Source organism: Delftia sp. RIT313 (genome assembly GCF_000632165.1).
Classification (GTDB): Bacteria; Pseudomonadota; Gammaproteobacteria; order Burkholderiales; family Burkholderiaceae_C; genus Comamonas; species Comamonas acidovorans.
The window spans coordinates 144,853-159,797 of sequence record NZ_JFYT01000068.1; the positions used below are offsets into that span (position 1 = coordinate 144,853).

The 14,945-nt window shown below is 68.7% G+C and carries 16 protein-coding genes; 6 read left to right on the forward strand and 10 right to left on the reverse strand.

What is annotated here, in order from left to right; genetic code table 11:
* Positions 1 to 137: 137 nt before the first annotated feature.
* Together ada and BW39_RS21065 are read left to right on the forward strand one after the other, a co-directional pair.
* On the forward strand, positions 138 to 1,058 hold the full coding sequence (gene ada, locus BW39_RS21060) for a bifunctional DNA-binding transcriptional regulator/O6-methylguanine-DNA methyltransferase Ada (RefSeq protein ID WP_012204085.1): 921 nt from the start codon (positions 138 to 140) through the stop codon (positions 1,056 to 1,058).
* Entirely contained in the window at positions 1,055 to 2,041 is a 987-nt protein-coding gene (locus BW39_RS21065) for a DNA-3-methyladenine glycosylase family protein (RefSeq protein WP_043824036.1), read from the forward strand. The genes ada and BW39_RS21065 overlap by 4 nt, the downstream gene beginning before the upstream one ends.
* 17 nt (positions 2,042 to 2,058) lie before the next feature.
* On the opposite strand, the gene kynU is transcribed toward BW39_RS21065, so the two are convergent.
* The 9 genes from kynU to BW39_RS21110 all read right to left on the reverse strand — a co-directional run bounded on the left by kynU (position 2,059) and on the right by BW39_RS21110 (position 11,217).
* Positions 2,059 to 3,363: a kynureninase gene (gene kynU, locus BW39_RS21070; protein ID WP_043824039.1), complete on the reverse strand. Its 1,305-nt coding sequence runs from the start codon at positions 3,361 to 3,363 to the stop codon at positions 2,059 to 2,061.
* Positions 3,364 to 3,430: 67 nt separating this feature from the next.
* Positions 3,431 to 4,060 (reverse strand): arylformamidase, encoded by a 630-nt coding sequence (gene kynB, locus BW39_RS21075; protein WP_043824042.1) that lies wholly within the window; start codon positions 4,058 to 4,060, stop codon positions 3,431 to 3,433.
* Between the two features lie 4 nt (positions 4,061 to 4,064).
* Positions 4,065 to 5,453, reverse strand: coding sequence for an amino acid permease (locus BW39_RS21080; protein ID WP_013803671.1), 1,389 nt, complete (start codon positions 5,451 to 5,453; stop codon positions 4,065 to 4,067).
* 141 nt (positions 5,454 to 5,594) lie between these two features.
* On the reverse strand, positions 5,595 to 6,380 hold the full coding sequence (locus BW39_RS21085; RefSeq protein ID WP_012204090.1) for a helix-turn-helix domain-containing protein: 786 nt from the start codon (positions 6,378 to 6,380) through the stop codon (positions 5,595 to 5,597).
* Positions 6,381 to 6,392: 12 nt separating this feature from the next.
* Positions 6,393 to 7,013, reverse strand: coding sequence for a LysE family translocator (locus BW39_RS21090; RefSeq protein ID WP_043824044.1), 621 nt, complete (start codon positions 7,011 to 7,013; stop codon positions 6,393 to 6,395).
* A gap of 105 nt (positions 7,014 to 7,118) precedes the next feature.
* A complete protein-coding gene (locus BW39_RS21095) occupies positions 7,119 to 7,496 on the reverse strand; it encodes a RidA family protein (RefSeq protein WP_016452594.1) in 378 nt (125 codons plus the stop codon).
* 161 nt (positions 7,497 to 7,657) lie between these two features.
* On the reverse strand, positions 7,658 to 8,518 hold the full coding sequence (gene kynA, locus BW39_RS21100) for a tryptophan 2,3-dioxygenase (protein ID WP_043790480.1): 861 nt from the start codon (positions 8,516 to 8,518) through the stop codon (positions 7,658 to 7,660).
* On the reverse strand, positions 8,515 to 9,720 hold the full coding sequence (locus BW39_RS21105; RefSeq protein WP_200871538.1) for an amino acid aminotransferase: 1,206 nt from the start codon (positions 9,718 to 9,720) through the stop codon (positions 8,515 to 8,517). The genes kynA and BW39_RS21105 overlap by 4 nt, the downstream gene beginning before the upstream one ends.
* A 75-nt stretch (positions 9,721 to 9,795) precedes the next feature.
* Complete coding sequence (locus tag BW39_RS21110; RefSeq protein ID WP_043824048.1) at positions 9,796 to 11,217, reverse strand: amino acid permease; 1,422 nt, start codon at positions 11,215 to 11,217, stop codon at positions 9,796 to 9,798.
* Positions 11,218 to 11,355: 138 nt separating this feature from the next.
* Between BW39_RS21110 and BW39_RS21115 the strand changes: the two genes are divergently transcribed.
* Complete coding sequence (locus BW39_RS21115) at positions 11,356 to 11,826, forward strand: Lrp/AsnC family transcriptional regulator (RefSeq protein WP_012204096.1); 471 nt, start codon at positions 11,356 to 11,358, stop codon at positions 11,824 to 11,826.
* A 47-nt stretch (positions 11,827 to 11,873) separates the two neighbouring features.
* On the opposite strand, the gene BW39_RS21120 is transcribed toward BW39_RS21115, so the two are convergent.
* Positions 11,874 to 12,194 (reverse strand): YkgJ family cysteine cluster protein, encoded by a 321-nt coding sequence (locus BW39_RS21120; protein ID WP_034391185.1) that lies wholly within the window; start codon positions 12,192 to 12,194, stop codon positions 11,874 to 11,876.
* Positions 12,195 to 12,393: 199 nt separating this feature from the next.
* On the opposite strand from BW39_RS21120, the gene BW39_RS21125 reads away from it, so the two are divergent.
* From BW39_RS21125 to BW39_RS21135, 3 genes are read left to right on the forward strand one after another with little or no spacing between them, the layout of a single operon-like run.
* Positions 12,394 to 12,735 (forward strand): FeoA family protein, encoded by a 342-nt coding sequence (locus tag BW39_RS21125; RefSeq protein WP_043824050.1) that lies wholly within the window; start codon positions 12,394 to 12,396, stop codon positions 12,733 to 12,735.
* The gene (feoB, locus tag BW39_RS21130) at positions 12,732 to 14,675 is read left to right on the forward strand and encodes a ferrous iron transporter B (RefSeq protein ID WP_043824052.1); all 1,944 of its coding nucleotides are present in this window, start codon (positions 12,732 to 12,734) and stop codon (positions 14,673 to 14,675) included. The genes BW39_RS21125 and feoB overlap by 4 nt, the downstream gene beginning before the upstream one ends.
* A gap of 14 nt (positions 14,676 to 14,689) precedes the next feature.
* Positions 14,690 to 14,884: a hypothetical protein gene (locus tag BW39_RS21135; RefSeq protein ID WP_043824054.1), complete on the forward strand. Its 195-nt coding sequence runs from the start codon at positions 14,690 to 14,692 to the stop codon at positions 14,882 to 14,884.
* The last annotated feature ends 61 nt before the right edge of the window (positions 14,885 to 14,945 follow it).

Sequence of the window (14,945 nt, forward strand, 5' to 3'; positions counted from 1 at the left end):
GAAAATGCAGGGCGCAGCGTAACCGAATCCCGCGCTGAAATCCTGCGGGTTGCAAGAAGCGGGATGCGCGGGTGCTCCGGGCTGCGTAGAGTAGGGCATCCGACGACCCAGAAAGACATGCCGTGTCCAACCAAGCCATGAATCAAGCCAGCGATGCCACTGCCAACCCCACGGCCCTGGTGGCCCGATGCTGCCGCTGGCTGGAGACCGAGGAGCCTCCACCCGCCCTGGGCCAGCTTGCCGAACGCTCGGGCCTGAGCCCCTGGCAGCTGCACCGATTGTTCAAGCAGGCCACGGGCCTCACGCCCAAGGCCTATGCCAAGGCGCACCGCGCGCATGCCCTGCGCGCGGCGCTGCAGCCGGGCCAGAGCGACTCGGTCACCGATGCGGCCTACTCCAGCGGCTATGCGGCCAGCAGCAGTTTCTACCGCGACGCAGGCGCCATGCTGGGCATGGCGCCCGGCGACTACCGGCGCGGCGGCATGCGCCAGACCATCCGCTTTGCCGTGGCCGAATGCACGCTGGGCAGCATCCTCGTGGCCAGCACCGAGCGCGGCGTGTGCTGCGTGCTGCTGGGCGACGACGCCGAGGCCCTGGTGCAGGACCTGCAGCAGCGCTTTCCGCTGGCCGAGCTGGTGGGCGGCGATGCGGGCTTCGAGCACACCGTGGCCCAGGTCGTGGCCCTGGTCGAGCAGCCGCGCCGCGGCCTGGCGCTGCCGCTGGATGTGCAGGGCACGGTCTTCCAGCAGCGCGTGTGGCAGGCGCTGTGCGCCATTCCGGCCGGCCAGACCCTGAGCTATTCGGAACTGGCCCTGCGCCTGGGCATGCCCACGGGCGCGCGCGCCGTGGCCAGCGCCGTCGCTGCCAACCCGATTGCCGTGGCCGTGCCCTGCCACCGCGTGGTGCGCAACGACGGCAGCATCTCCGGCTACCGCTGGGGCGTGGAGCGCAAGCGTGCCCTGCTGCTGCGCGAGGCGCGCCAGGCGCAGGAGGCCGCTGGCCGGGAGACAGGGCGGGAGAGCGGCCGAGCCCCGCTGCGCCAGGCCGGCAAGGCATGAGCGGGCGGCGTGGCGGCCACAGCCATGGCGCAGAGCAGCAACTGACGCTGCCGGCCGGCTACCGCATGAACGAGTTCTGGGGCTTTCACCGGCGCGATGCCCAGCGCCTGTCCGAATGCGATCTGCAGGACGGCGACACCATCCGCATGCACAAGGGCCTGATGTGGAAAGGCCTTCCCACGCTGCTCACCCTGGAACTGACGCCGCAGTGCGAAGAGGCGGCCGTGGTGCAGGCCCGATGGCGCCTGCCCGCCGGTGCAGGCGCCATCGCCGGCATGGACGATGTGCTGGCCGCCATGCTGCGGCGCATGTTCGGACTGTCCCAGGATGTGGGCGAATTCGAGCGCCGTTTTGGCCGCCATGCGCGGCTGGGGCCGCTGCTGGCGCGCCAGCGTGGCCTGCATGTGCCCGCGGCCTGCACGCCCTGGGAAGCGCTGAGCTGGGCCGTCACCGGGCAGCAGATCAGCGTGGCGGCAGCCGTGTCGCTGCGCCGCCGCCTGATCGCCGCAGCCGGCCAGCCGGTGGCGCTGCACGATGGCCATGCCGACGCGCCGCAGCAGCTGTGGTGCATGCCGGAGGCTGCCCAGTTGGCGCAGCTCGGTGAGGAGGATTTGCGCGCCGCCGGCTTTTCGCGGAGCAAGACGCACACGCTGCGCCTGCTGGCGCAGGCCGTGCAGTCGGGTGAATTGCCGCTGGACGACTGGGCGGCCCTGCCTGAACTGCCGGTGGCCGAGATCCGCGAGCGGCTGCTGGCCCTCAAGGGCATAGGCCCGTGGACCGTGAACTACATGCTGCTGCGCGGCTATGGTCACCTGGACGGCCCGCTGCACGGCGATGTGGCCGTGCGCCGGGCCCTGGCCCTGCTGCTGAAGACGGACGCCATGGATGCGGCGCAGACCGAGTTGTGGCTGCGGGACTTCGCGCCCTGGCGCGCCCTGGTCGCGGCCCATCTCTGGGCCTCGCTGTCGTCCACGGCGTTCTGAGCGCCGGGCCTCAGGCTTCAGGTCACCGCATTGACGCGGTTGAACTCCGGCTTGCGCCATTCGCCCGATTCCAGCACCTGGCGCAGGTGCTCTACGGCATGCCAGACATCTTCGAATCCCACGTACAGCGGCGTGAAGCCGAAGCGCAGGATGTCCTTGTGCAGGCCCGTGCCGTCGCCCTTGCGGAAGTCGCCGATCACGCCGCGCGCGATCAGCGCCTGCACGATGGCATAGGCGCCGCTGTCCTTGCCGTCCACGCCCAGCCCTTCCTCGCGCGTGAGGCAGACCTGGGAGCCGCGCCGGCCGTGCTCGCGCGGCGTGGCCAGGCCCAGGCCGTGGCCCTGGCAGCGTTCCTCGACCAGGGCGATGAACAGGTCGGTCAGCGCCAGTGACTTGTTGCGCAGCGCGTCCATGCCGCCCAGCGGCTCCACGGCCGTGAACACGTCCAGGCCGCACTGCAGCACGCTCAGGCTGACCATGGGCTGGGTGCCGCACAGGTAGCGCTGTATGCCCTGGGCCGGGTGGTAGTCCGGCACGAACTTGAAAGGCTCGGCATGGCCGAACCAGCCCGACAGCGGCTGCCAGAAGCGGTTGATCAGGCGCGGGTTGGCCCAGACAAAGGCCGGCGCACCCGGGCCGCCGTTGAGGTACTTGTAGCTGCAGCCGATGGCGAAGTCGGCATTCGCGCCCTTGAGATCGACAGGCACGGCGCCCGCGCTGTGGCACAGGTCCCAGACGCAGAGAATGCCCTTGCCCTGCGCGGCAGCCGTCACGGCAGCCATGTCGTGCATGGCGCCCGTGCGGTAGTTCACATGGGTGAGCATGCAGATGGCCACCTCGTCGGTCAGCGCGCCGGCAATTTCCTCGGGTTCGAGCAGCACCAGCTCCAGGCCGTATTCCTGGCAGACCGACTGGGCGATGTAGAGGTCGGTGGGGAAGTTGCTGCGCTCGCTGATCAGGCGCTTGCGCTGCGGCGCGTCCTCGCGCGCAATGCGGGCCGCCGCCGACAGCACCTTGTAGAGGTTGATGGAGGCCGTGTCGGTGAATACCAGCTCACCCGCGCCCACGCCCAGCCAGGGGGCGAACTGGTCGCCCAGGCGCTGGGGCAGGCTGATCCATCCAGCATCGTTCCACGAGCGGATCAGGCCCTGCGCCCATTCCTGCTGCACCACCTCGGCCACGCGCGCGGCGGCGGCGCGGGGGCTGGCGCCCAGCGAATTGCCGTCAAGGTAGATCACGCCTTCGGGCAGCGTGAATTGGTCGCGCAGGGCGCGCAGCGGGTCTTGCGCATCGAGGGTGAGGCAGTCTTGCAGGCTCGTCACGGGGTCTCCTTGGGTATCGAAAAGGCGAAAGGCGCGGGCAGGGCCGGCGCCGCAATGCGGGCAGGGATCAGGCCAGGGCGCGCAGCACGGCGCGCACGGGCGAGGCATCGGCCTCGACCAGCTTGAGCGGCAGGGCGATGAGCTCGTAGTCGCCCTCGGCCACCTCGTCCAGCACCAGGTTCTCCAGCACGCGCAGGCCGCGCCGGCGTATGACCTGGTGGCTGTCCAGGCTCTTGCTGCTGGCCGGGTCGATGCTGGCCGTGTCAATGCCGATGAGCTTCACCCCCAGGTCGGCCAGCCGCTCGACCGTGGCCGGCGCATAGGCGGCCAGTTCCTGGTCCCAGGTGGTGGGGGCGCGCTCGTAGGTGCGCACCAGCACGCGTGCCGGAAGATGCTCCACGGCGTGGGCGATGTGCTCCCATTCGACCAGCGGTCCCTTGCCGATGGCGTGGATCACGCGGCAGGGGCCGAGGAAGGCGTCGAGATCCACGTTGCCGATGGATGCCCCGTCGGCGTCATAGTGCAGCGGTGCATCGGCATGCGCTCCCACATGGGGCGACAGCGTGATGGCGCTGACATTGACCGGGCAGCCCGGTCCGATGGTGGCGCACCATTGCTGGCTGTAGGCCGTGTCGCCGGGAAAAACGGGGCTGGCGGCCTGCACGGCCGGAGAGATGTCCCAGAGTCTGCGGGTCATGGCTTCAGTCCTTCTTGCGCGCTTGTGCGCGGGGGCGGTACCACAGCGCATACACCAGGGCCAGCAGGCCCAGGAAGGGCAGGCCCGTGAGCAGCGTCATGTGGAAGACCTCGGTGAAATAGGTGGTGACGATCACGCCCAGCATCAGCGCGGCGCCGGCCAGCGTGAACAGCGGAAAGCCCCACATGCGGAACTGCAGGCGCTGGCCCGGATGCTCGCGCGACCAGCGCGCGCGGAAGAACAGATGGGTCACGAAGATCATGAACCAGGTGAACATGGCGCCGAACATGGACACGGACATCATCCACAGCAGCGAGCCCTCGGGCTTCCACAGGTTCACGGCCACGGCCACGGCAATGCCCAGGCAGGAGATGGCAATCGCCGCCACGGGCACGCCCCGGCTGTTCAGCCGCCCGAACACCGAGGGCGCATAGCCGCCGCGCGACAGGCTGAACATCATGCGCGAGGTCACATACAGCTGGCTGTTCATGGCCGACAGCGCGGCCACCAGCACCACGAAGTTGATGATGCTGGCAGCGCCCGGGATGCCGATGATCTCCATCACCTTCACGAAGGGGCTCTTGTCCGTGCCCGCCTGCTGCCAGGGCACGATGGCCAGCATCAGCGCGATCGTGGCCAGGTAGAAGATCACCAGGCGCGCCATGGTGGTGCGAAAGGCCCGGGTGATGGCGCGCTTGGGGTCCTCGGCCTCGCCGGCCGCCACGGCCACGGCCTCCAGGCTCAGGTAGCTGAAGATGGCGATGATCACGGCCACCCAGGTGCCCCACAGGCCCTTGGGGAAGAAGCCGCCATCGGCCGTGTAGTTGAAAAAGCCGATGCCCTGGGGCTGCGAGCCGAACACCACCCAGGCGCCGATCAGGATGAAGGCCACGATGGCGATGATCTTCACCATGGAAAAGCCGTACTCCACCTGGCCGAAGGCCTTGACGCTGCTGGCGTTGACGGCCACCAGCGCGCCCGAGAACACCAGCACCCAGATCCAGCGCGGCACGTCCGGGAACCAGTAGCCCATGTAGATGCCTATGGCCGTCACCTCCATGCCCACGGCCAGCACCACGGCGGCCCAGTAGGCATAGCGGACCATGAAGCCGGCCAGCGGGCTGATGTAGTGCTCGGCATAGGCGCCGAACGAGCCCGAGGTCGGGTGGGCCACCGTCATCTCGGCCAGGCAGCCCATGAGCAGCAGCGAGATCAGCGCGCCGATGGCATAGCTGACCAGCACGCTGGGGCCGGCGAAGCCGATGGCGAAGGCGCTGCCCATGAACAGGCCGGTGCCGATGGCGCCGCCAATGGCGATCATCACCATCTGGGCGGCGGACAGCTGCTGGCGCAGGCCGGTTTCTCGTTGCTGAATGTCTTGGAAGGCGGCCATGGTGCGCGGCAGGTGGGGGCTGAAAGCGGAAGGCGTAAGTATCTGCGCTTTCATCGCCGGCCCCGGGCTGGCCGACGCAAAACCATGGGAGGGTCCGGCCCAGATGCGGTCGGCTCAGGTGCGGCCGACCCAGGTACCGGCTCAGGCGCCCCGTGCGTAGCAGCCCGGTGTCAGCGCATGGTGGGCCTTGAAGGCGCGCTGCAGGTGCGCCTGGTCGGCAAAGCCCATGGCATAGGCGGCCTCGGACAGCGCCGCCCCCGTGGCCAGCAGGCGGCGCGCGCCGTTGATGCGCAGGTTCAGGCGGTAGCTGCCAGGCGTCATGCCCGTGGCCGCCTTGAAGCGGCGGATGAAGCGCGTGGCGCTCATGCCGCATTCCTGGGCCAGCGATTGCACGGTCAGGCCCGCATCGGGCCCCGCATGCAGGCGCTGCAGTGCGGGGGCCAGGGCCGCCGCATCGCCGGGCAGGGGCAAGGCCGCGGGCTGGGCACAGCGGTCCAGCAGGTGCTCCAGGCCCAGGGCCAGGCGGTCGGCGGCCGCCGTGCCATCGACGGGGCGGCACAGGCCATCCACCAGGCTGGCGATGTCCGCATCCGTGAGCGTGCGCCGGGGAAAGCGCAGCGCGGCCACGCCCAGCCGCGCGTGCAGCCAGTCGGCATCGACAAACAGCATGCGGTAGGACCACGGCGCGCCGGGGTCGGGATTGCAGGCATGCCAGGCGCCGGGCTCGATCAGCACCACGCCGCCCGCCTCCACAGGCTGCGGGCCGTGGGCATGGTGGAACACGGTGCGGCCCGCGTCCACGATGCCTATCGAGTACTCGGCATGCATGTGCAGCCGAAAGCAGTGTGGCGAGCGCGCGCTGTCGCGCAACTCGGCCCAGGGAGCGGCCGGATGGCGGTGGAAGCGGTGGGGAGAGGTTGAAGTCATGGCGGCCAGCCATCATGCCAGCATGGCCGCCACGCTGGCGACCAGCAGCAGGGCCAGCAGGCGGTGGAACAGGCGCTGGCGGCGTTCGGTGCGCAGCCAGCCCGAAAGCAGCTGCCCCAGCAGCGCCCAACTGCCGACCCCCACCAGGCAGGCCAGCAGCGAGATGGCGCAAAACTGCAGCAGCGCCCATGGCGCATTCGCGTGGGGCAGCACGAACAGGCCCACGCCGGCCAGTGCCACCAGCCAGGCCTTGGGATTGAGCGTCTGCACGGCCGTGCCCTGCAACAGCGCTTGCAGCAGGGCCTGCAGCGTGCGCTGCGATCCGCCGTCTTGCTGCCCCCCGGCCTGGCCCACAGGCGCGTTGGCCAGCCGCCAGGCCAGCCAGAGCAGATAGGCGGCGCACAGCCACTGTGCGGCCGTGGACAGCTGCGGCAGCGTCTGCAGCAGCCACTGTGCTCCCTGGCCCATGACCCAGACCACGGCCGCATAGCTGGCGCTGGCGCCCAGCACATAGGCGGCAGAGACCAGGCGCGAGCGGGCTGCGCCGTGGCGCAGGGCCAGCACATTGACGGGGCCGGGCGTTATGGCGCCGACGAGGGTGAAGACGCCCATGGCGAGCAGCGAGGAGGACATGAGATTTCGCGCGGACGCAGGACTGCACAAGGCCCGCAGTCTCGTCCCGCACGCCGCCCCTGTATTGAACGCAATTGCGGGGCGCCGGCATGTCCGTCACATCCTCTAGGGGAGCATGGCGTAGGCCACGATCTCCAGCTTCATGCCCGGCACCACCAGCGCCGAAATCCCCATGCTGGAGCGGTTGGGATAGGGCGCCTCGAAGAACTCGCGGTACACGGCGTCGATGGCCGGCATGTCGGCCACGTCGGTCATATAGATCAGCACCTGGGTCACATGCGCCAGCGTGCCGCCTGCGGCCTGCAGCGCGTTGCGCAGGTTGGTGAAGGTCAGGCGCGCCTGCTGTCCGATGGGGCCGGTGTCGATGCTGCCGTCGGGCCGCACGGGGCCGTGGGCCGTGAACAGCATCTGGCCGCTGGCCTTGACGGCCCAGGAGAAGGGCTGCTTGAGCGGCGGCAGTCCCACGTCGATGATTTGCTTCATGGATTTCCTTGTGTTTTGACTACATGCGAAGGCATGGTGTTCTTGCGTCGGAAACTTGGCGCGGCCCATCGGCGGACGCCGAGCAAGGGCCGTCCCGCAGCGATGGTGTCGTCCCGCGCCCGCGCAGCGAGAGCGGGGGAAGCGGCAAAGCCGCTCAGGGGTCACAGTTTCGTTCTCACGGACCAGATTTCGGGGAACAGCACCACGTCCAGCATCTTGCGCAGGTAGCTGACGCCGCCGGTGCCGCCCGTGCCGCGCTTGAAGCCGATGACGCGCTCCACCGTGGTCACATGGCGAAAGCGCCACAGGCGGAAGGCGTCCTCGATGTCGGCCAGCTTTTCGCCGAGCTGGTACAGGTCCCAGTGCGACTGCGGGTCGCGGTAGACCTGGGCCCAGGCGGCCTCGACCTCGGGGCTGGCCGTGTAGGGCTGGGTCCAGTCGCGCTCCAGGTGCCCGGCAGGAATGGCCAGCCCCTGGCGTGCCAGCAGGCGCAGGGCCTCGTCGTACAGGGAAGGTGCGCGCCATGCGGCATCCACCCGGGCCAGCAGGTCCGGGCGGTGGGCATGGGGCTGGAGCATGGCGGCATTCTTGTTGCCCAGCGCGAACTCGATGCAGCGGTACTGGTAGCTCTGGAAGCCGCTGGAGCTGGCGAGATACGGCCGCATGGCCGTGTACTCGGTAGGCGTCATGGTGGCCAGCACGGACCAGGCGCCCACCAGCTGCTCCATGATGCGGCTCACGCGGGCCAGCATCTTGAAGGCATCTGCGTGGCGGTCGGCCGCCACGGCGGCCGTGGCCGCGCCCAGCTCGTGCAGCATCAGTTTCATCCACAGCTCGCTGGTCTGGTGCTGGATGATGAACAGCAGCTCGTCATGCGTGGGCGACAGCAGTTGCTGGGCGCCGAGGATGGCGTCCAGCTGCAGATAGTCGCCATAGCTCATGGACTGGCTGAAATCCAGCTGCGCCCTTTCCTCGGCGACGATGCGCTCGGTCAGGCCGCCATGGACGGGGCAGCCGCTCATTGCGGTGCCTCCAGCACCGTGGCAATGGCGTCGGCCACGTACTGTACGTTGGCGCCGGACAGGCCCGACATGCACATGCGGCCCGAGCGGATCAGGTACACGCCGTGCTCGTCGCGCAGGCGGTGGACCTGGGGCTCGCTGATGCCGGTGTAGCTGAACATGCCGCGCTGGGTCAGCAGGAAGCCGAAGTCGCGCCGCTCGCCAAAGCGTTCATGCAGCGCGCCGTGCAGCTGGGCGCGCATGTCCTTGATGCGGCCGCGCATCTGCGCCAGCTCCTGCGCCCATTGGGCGCTCAGCTCGGGCGACGCCAGCACCAGCTGCACCAGGCGCGCGCCACGGGTGGGGGGCGAGGAATAGTTGCTGCGCACCGTGGCCTTGAGCTGGCCCAGCACATTGCCGGCCGTGGCCGCGTCGCTGCAGACCACGCTGAGGCCGCCCACGCGTTCGCCATACAGCGAGAAGTTCTTGGAAAACGAGTTGGCCACAAAGGCCTGGGCGCCCGCATCGGCCAGCGCGCGCACGGACCAGGCGTCTTCATCGAGCCCATCGCCAAAGCCCTGGTAGGCCATGTCCACGAAGGGGATCAGGCCGCGCTCCACGATCACGGGGATGAGTTGCTGCCACTGCTCGCGCGACAGGTCCACGCCCGTGGGGTTGTGGCAGCTGGCATGCAGCAGCACCACGCTGCCCGAGGGCAGTTCGCGCAGCGTCTGCAGCATGGCGTCGAAGCGCAGGCTGCCCGTGGCCGCGTCGTAGTAGGGGTAGCTGTGGGTGCGCAGGCCCGCGCCCTGGAAGATGGCCAGGTGGTTGTCCCAGGTGGGATCGCTGAGCCAGACCTCGGCGTCGGGGAAATAGTGCTTGATGAAGTCCGCGCCCAGCTTGAGCGCGCCCGAGCCGCCCAGGGTCTGCACGGTGGCGATGCGCTGCGCGCGCACGGCCTCGTGCTCAGCGCCGAACACCAGGTTCTGCACCAACTGGCGGTAGGGGGCTATGCCTTCAATGGGCAGGTAGCCGCTGGGGCTTTGCTCGCGGGCCAGGGCATCGCCAGCCTGGCGCACGGAGTCCAGCACGGGCAGGCGGCCGGCCTCGTCGAAATACAGGCCGATGCTCAGGCTGACCTTGTCGGTGCGCGGGTCCTGCTGAAAGGCTTCCATCAGCGACAGGATGGGATCTCCGGGGTAGGGCGGGACGTGGCTGAACATCGAGGCGCGGGCGGTATCGAGGGGGGCAAGAGTCGTCATGTTTCTAAGGGAGGGAGAAAAACGGGAGGCCGGATGTCACCGGGCCTGGGCCTGGGTTGGGGTATTGGCTTGAGAAGCGCTTGCGGTCTGGCCGGCCGGCTTGCGGTACCAGATGGCGTAGATGGCGCCCAGCAGCAGCAAAAAGGGCAGGCCGGTGAGCACGGTCAGGCGGAACACGTCGGTGAACAGCGTGGACACCAGGGCGGCCAGCATCAGTGCCGCGCCCAGCAGCGTCAGCACCGGAAAGCCCCACATGCGGAAGGCCAGCGGCTTGTTGCCCTGGCGCACCCAGTGGATGCGGAAGAACAGGTGGGTCACGAAAATCATGAACCACGTGAACATGGCGCCGAACATGGCCACGGCCATCATCAGCATGAAGGACTGCTCGGGATTGATGATGTTGAACAGCGTGGCCACGGCAATGCCCAGGCAGGACAGCAGCAGCGCCGGCAGCGGCACGCCGCGCGAGTTCACGCGGCCCAGCACGGCGGGCGCATGGCCGGCGCGCGAGAGGCTGAACATCATGCGGGTGGTGATGTACAGCTGGCTGTTCATGGCCGAGAGGGCAGCCACCAGCACCACGAAATTGACCACGCTGGCCGCGCCGGGCAGGCCGATGATCTCCATCACCTTGACGAATGGGCTGCCGTCCTTGCCGGCGGCCGACCACGGCACGATGGCTAGCATCAGCGCAATCGTGGCCAGATAGAACACCACCAGGCGCACCATGGTGGAGCGGAAGGCGCTGGTGACGGCGCGCTGCGGGTCCTTGGCCTCGCCAGCGGCCACGGCGATCATCTCGATGCTCAGGTAGCTGAAGATGGCGATGATCACGCCCACCCAGGTGCCCCACAGGCCGTTGGGGAAGAAGCCGCCGTTGTTGACGTAGTTGGCAAAGCCCACGCCGGCCGGCCGGGTGCCGAACACCACCCAGGCGCCGACCACGATGAAGGCCACGATGGCGATGATCTTGATCATGGAGAAGCTGTACTCCACGGCGCCGAAGGCCTTGACGCTCATCATGTTCACGCCGATCAGCGCGCCCGAGAAGATCACCACCCAGGCCCAGCGCGGCACCTCGGGGAACCAGTAGCCCATGTACAGGCCCACGGCCGTCACCTCGGTGCCCACGGCCAGCACCACACAGGCCCAGTAGGCATAGCGCACCACGAAGCCGGCCCAGGGGGCGATGTAGTGCTCGGCATAGGCGCCGAACGAGCCCGAGGTCGGATGGGCCACCGTCATCTCGGCCAGGCAGCCCATGAGCAGCAGCGAGATCACCGCGCCGATGGCATAGCTGATCAGCACGCTGGGCCCGGCGAAGCCGATGGCAAAGCCGCTGCCCAGGAACAGGCCGGTGCCGACGGCACCGCCGATGGCGATCATGGTCATCTGTCCGGCGGACAGCTGCTGTTGGAGTCCGGCTTCGCGCTGGACGATGTCTTCGAAGGCTGGCATGGGTTGTTGTCTCCGTTGCTGTGGGGGGCTTCGGAGGCGGATGCTAGTTACGGCCTTCGCAGGGCGTTTAGTAGTTATCCCTAAATGCGCTTGATCTTGGATAAGTTATTCTGTGAAATATGAATTCATAGGTGGTTTATGTCAATCGAGATCGACAGAACGGACCGGCTGCTGATCCGCGCCTTGCAGGACAACGCGCGGCTGACCTCGGGCGAATTGGCGCAACGCGTGCACTTGTCGCAATCGCCGTCGTGGCGGCGCATCAAGCGGCTGGAGGATGAGGGCGTGATCACCGGCTACCACGCCGCGCTGAGCCGGCGCGCCATCGGCTTTGGCGTGCTGGCCTTCGTGATGGTGGGCATAGACCATCAGAACGAGGAGTCATCGCGCCACTTCCAGGAAGCGGTCTGCGCCATTCCCGAGGTCGTGATGTTCCACGGCATCTCGGGGCCGGAGGACTTCCTGCTGGTCGTCGTGGCGCGCGATCTCGATGCCTATTCGGACCTGCTGCTCACCCGCTTGCACCGGCTGCCCGGCGTGCGCCAGGTGCACACGCATTTCTCGCTGCAGGAGTTCAAGGGGCAGTTGGCGGGGCTGCCCGTGGAATAACGGCTGGTGGTGGCGGCTGTTGGCGGCCGGCAGCGCCTGGCTGGTTGCTACAGCAGGCCGCTGTCCAGCGCCTGCATGCCATGGCGCACGCGCACGCGGTTGCAGGCATCGCTGCCGGCCGCAAATTCGCGGCAAGGCGAGGGCCGCCACTCGTAGATGCCGCAATGGGCCTTCTCGCCCACCTTGCCCACCAGCGCTGCGCAGCGCGGGCGCGACCAGTCCGTGCCGCGCATGCGGCAGGTGTAGTCGGTGACTTCCTCGATCAGCCCGGCCGGCACGCGGCCACCATGCTCCTGCGACTCATGCACGGAAAAGTCCACGCGGAACGATGCGCAGCAGGCGCCGCAGCTCAGGCAGGGGTGGGTCATGGCGTGGGCAAGCAGGTGCAGGTGCGGATCGTGGGAGCGCGATTGTCGCGCGCACGCGTGCGGGGCGCCTGGAACCGGCCAAAAACCATGACGGCCATTTGGCAAGACCCTGCCTCTTACTCCGATACCATGCGCGGGCTTCCCACGGGGATTCGATCAAAATCAAAATGAGAATAAAAATCAGTTGATACAACACGCCATGCATTCGATGAATCCCGGGACGGACGCCACGGCTCCGTCCGCACTGTCCGCGCCTCCCAGCTCTCCAAGCCCGGCCACCGCTGCGGCCATCACCCTGGATGCGCTGCCGCGCCAGGTTCCGGCGCGCGTGGTCGAACTCCATGCGGCGCGCGACACGGCCGAGCAGGAACTGCTGCTGCGCCTCATGGAAATCGGTTTCCTGCCGGGCGAGCCCGTTCGCATCCTGGCCGCAGGCTTTCCGGGCGACGACCCGCTGGCCGTGCGCGTGGGCCAGGCCACGTTCGCGCTGCGCCGCCATGAGGCGGCCCTGGTGCGCGTGGCGCCGGAGGCGGTGGCATGAGCGCGTCGTCCTCTCCCAAACTCATCCAGCCGCTGCAGCCTGCCCAGGGTGGCGGCGGCGGTGGTGATTCCGCATTGCGCCTGGCCTTGCTGGGCAACCCCAACTGCGGCAAGACAGCATTGTTCAACCTGCTGACCGGCGCGCGCCAGAAGGTGGCCAACTACGCGGGCGTGACCGTGGAGCGCAAGGAAGGCTGGCTGAGCACGGCCAGCGGCCGGCGTGTGCGCGTGCTGGACCTGCCGGGCACCTACAGCCTGCACGCCCACAGCGAGGACGAACGCATCACGCGCGACATCGTCTCGGGCCGCCACGCGCGCGAGGCGCCGCCCGAACTGCTGGTCTGCGTCACCGACGCCACCCATCTGCGCCTGAACCTGCGCCTGGTGCTGGAAGCCCAGCGCCTGGGCCTGCCCATGCTGCTGGTGCTCAACATGAGCGACATGGCCAGGCGCCAGGGCATCGATATCGACCGCGAAGCGTTGTCACGCGCCCTGGGCATGCCCGTGCTGTCCACGGTGGGCGTGCGCCAGGACGGCGCGCGCGAACTGCTGCAATGGCTGGACGGCCCCGAAGCCCGCGCCCTGGCAGCGCCGCAGCTGCAGGCCCCGGCCCGCCCGGGCGATGCGCGCGAGCAGGTGCTGGCCCTGCACCAGCAGGTGGCCCGCATCATGGCCGACTGCGTCAAGGAGCCCGTGGTGGACACCCGGCGTGATGACCGCATCGACGCCGTGGTGCTGCACCCGCTGTGGGGCATGCTGCTGCTGGCGGCCACGCTGTTCCTGATGTTCCAGGCCGTGTTCAGCTGGGCGCAGCCGCTGATGGATGGCATCGAGGGCGGCGTCTCGGCCGTCTCGGCCCTGGTCAACGAGCACATGCCCGAAGGCGCGCTGCGCAGCCTGCTGGCCGACGGCGTGATCGCGGGCACGGGCGCCGTGCTGGTCTTTCTGCCGCAGATCCTGATCCTGTTCCTGTTCATCCTTGCTCTCGAAGACTCGGGCTACCTGCCGCGTGCCGCCTTCATGCTGGACCGCATCATGGGCAAGGTCGGCCTGTCGGGCCGCTCCTTCATTCCGCTGCTGTCCAGCTTCGCCTGCGCCGTGCCCGGCATCATGGCCACGCGCTCCATCACCAGCTGGCGCGACCGCCTGGTGACGATCATGATCGCGCCGCTGATGACCTGCTCGGCGCGCCTGCCGGTCTATGCGCTGCTGATCAGCGCCTTCATTCCCGAGCGCACGGTGGGCGGCATCTTCAACCTGCAGGGCCTGGTGCTGTTCGCGCTGTACGTGGCCGGCATCGCCAGCGCCATGGCCGTGGCCGGCGTGGCCAAGTTGGCCGGCCGCAGCGCCGGACCCACGCCGCTGCTGATGGAGCTGCCCTCCTACCGCTGGCCCAGCCCGCGCAGCCTGGCCCTGGGCCTGTACGAGCGCGCCATGATCTTCCTGCGCCGCGTGGGCGGCATCATCCTGACCGTGAGCATCGTGCTGTGGTTCCTGGCCAGCTACCCGGCGCCGCCCGATGGCGTCACCGAGGCGGCCATCCGCTACAGCTTTGCGGGCCGCATCGGCGGCTGGCTGGAGGTGGTGCTGGCGCCGATCGGCTTCAACTGGCAGATCGCCATCGCCCTGGTGCCCGGCATGGCCGCGCGCGAGGTGGCCGTCAGCGCCATGGGCACGGTCTATGCCCTGTCCGCCGCCAGCGACGAGGCCATGGCCGAGCAACTGGGCCCGCTGATCGCCCACACCTGGTCTATGGCCACGGCGCTGTCGCTGCTGGCCTGGTTCGTGTTCGCGCCCCAGTGCATCTCCACGCTGGCCGCCGTGCGGCGCGAGACCAACGGCTGGCGCTATCCGCTGCTGATGACCGGCTATCTGTTCGCGCTGGCCTACCTTGCCAGCTTCATCACCTACCGCGTGGCCATCGCATTGGGCGCGGGCTGAAAGGAACAAGCACCATGTGGCAGAACATCATCGTCGGGCTGATCGTGGCCCTGGCCGGCGTGTCCCTGGTCTGGCGCTATCTGCCCGCGCGCTGGCGCCAGAAGGCCGGGCAGATGCATCCGGCGCTGGCGCCCAAGGATGCGGGCGGCTGTGGCGGCTGCAGTGCCTGCGGCGGAGACAGTTGCGCACCGGACAAGCGGGGGCCGTAAGGCCACGGCCCGAACTTCCGCCAGGAAAAAAAGAATGCCTGCAGGCGCAAAGCCTGCAGGC